The organism is Bifidobacterium sp. LH_730 (assembly GCF_056355835.1).
The window spans coordinates 1-1,419 of record NZ_JBKETB010000032.1 but is presented as its reverse complement, the minus strand read 5'-3'; the positions used below and the strand labels follow the sequence as shown (position 1 = coordinate 1,419).

The 1,419-nt window shown below is 60.0% G+C and carries 2 protein-coding genes and 1 pseudogene; all 3 read right to left on the bottom strand.

Annotation, left to right across the window (positions count from 1 at the left end; genetic code table 11):
• A pseudogene (locus AC1AUD_RS13690) lies at window positions 1-423 on the bottom strand (carbohydrate ABC transporter permease); the annotation flags it as partial.
• Window position 424: 1 nt separating this feature from the next.
• The gene (locus AC1AUD_RS13685; RefSeq protein ID WP_476574930.1) at window positions 425-553 is read right to left on the bottom strand and encodes a hypothetical protein; all 129 of its coding nucleotides are present in this window, start codon (window positions 551-553) and stop codon (window positions 425-427) included.
• A 5-nt stretch (window positions 554-558) separates the two neighbouring features.
• Window positions 559-1,419, bottom strand: an 861-nt coding sequence (locus tag AC1AUD_RS13680; protein ID WP_476574929.1) for a carbohydrate ABC transporter permease, incomplete at its 5' end; no start/stop codon positions are given.

The following is a 1,419-nucleotide window of genomic DNA, read 5'->3' as shown; positions in this document are numbered from 1 at the left end:
CCCGCCCATGATCGCCAGGAGGGTCGCGCCGCCCGCGCCCACCACCACGTACAGGAGCGTGTTCAGGAGCCAGCGGGCGAAGATGCCGTCCTGGTAGGAGAACACGGTGGCGATGTTGTCGAACAAGGCGAAGCTCTTGCCGAAACCAAGGCCGAACGTCGAAGTGAAGTCCGCCTGCGTCTTCGTCGCATTGATCACCAAGTAGACGAACGGGAAGAGGCAGTAGATGGCGAAGATCGCCGTCACGATGGTCAGCAGGGTCGAGCGGCGGGGGTTCTGCACGTTCGCGAACCCGTTCTTCGCGGAGCGCTTGCGCTCGGCCGCCTCGTCCTTGGCGATCCTCTTCTGGCGCAATTTCTCGGCCCTCTTCGCGGCCTTCTCCTGCTCCTTGAGGGAAGCCGGGCTCATGGTTGCACTCGTCATATCAGTTCCACTCCTTCAACGTCATCGTCGACTCCAATGCCTTCGCGCACAGAGGGGTTTTCTCTCCCTCAGCCGGCCTTGCCGGCAGCTCCCTCATCAGAGGGAGCATGGTGCGAACGGTCTTCAGCATGCGGGTCACTTCATCTGCTCCTTCATGCTGTTCAACTGCACCGCGTACGCGATCGCCATCGTGATCACCGCCATCACGATCGCCAGCGCGGCCGCGTAATTGCTCTGGTTGCCACTGAAGGACAGGTTGTACGCGTACATGTTCGGCGTGTAGTAGGTGGTGATCGCGTTGCCGGGCACCATGTTCTCCATGATGCTGGGCTCGTTGAACAACTGGAACGAGCCGATGATCGAGAAGATCACCGTGATCGCCAAACCACCACGAAGCTCGGGAAGCTTGATGCTCTTGATGATCTGCCACTCCGACGCGCCATCGATCGCCGCCGCCTCATACAGGGAATGGGGGATCGTGGACAGGGAGCTGTAGAAGATCAGCATGTTGTAGCCCGTGAACTCCCACGTCACGATATTGCCGATCGAAGCAAGAAGGACCGAGGGCGCGAGCACGTCGATGTTGGTGCCCAGGAAATCGTTCAGCGAGCCCACCAGACCGTACTTCGCGCCATACATGAAGCCCCAGATCAGGGTCGACACCACCGCCGGCACCGCATACGGCAGGAACGTCGAGATGCGGAAGAACTTCGTGCCATGCAGCTTCGCGCTATCGATCGCCAACGCCAGGGCCGCCGCCAGGAACAGCATGATCGGCACCTGCACGCACGTGAACAAAGCCACGCGGCCCACGGCGCTCCAGAACTGACCATCCTGGAAGAGGCGCTGGTAGTTCGCGAACCCCACGAACTGGTTGCCGCCGATCATCTTCTTCTGGAAAAACGAGATATAGATGGCGTACACGATCGGCACGATGAACACGAACACGAACACCACCGAAAACGGCCACATGAACTTCCAACCACGCCAATCACG

Excerpts from the sequence above, each read along its gene's own strand:
- AC1AUD_RS13685 (WP_476574930.1), bottom strand. The coding sequence starts at position 553 with ATGCTGAAGACCGTTCGCACCATGCTCCCTCTGATGAGGGAGCTGCCG.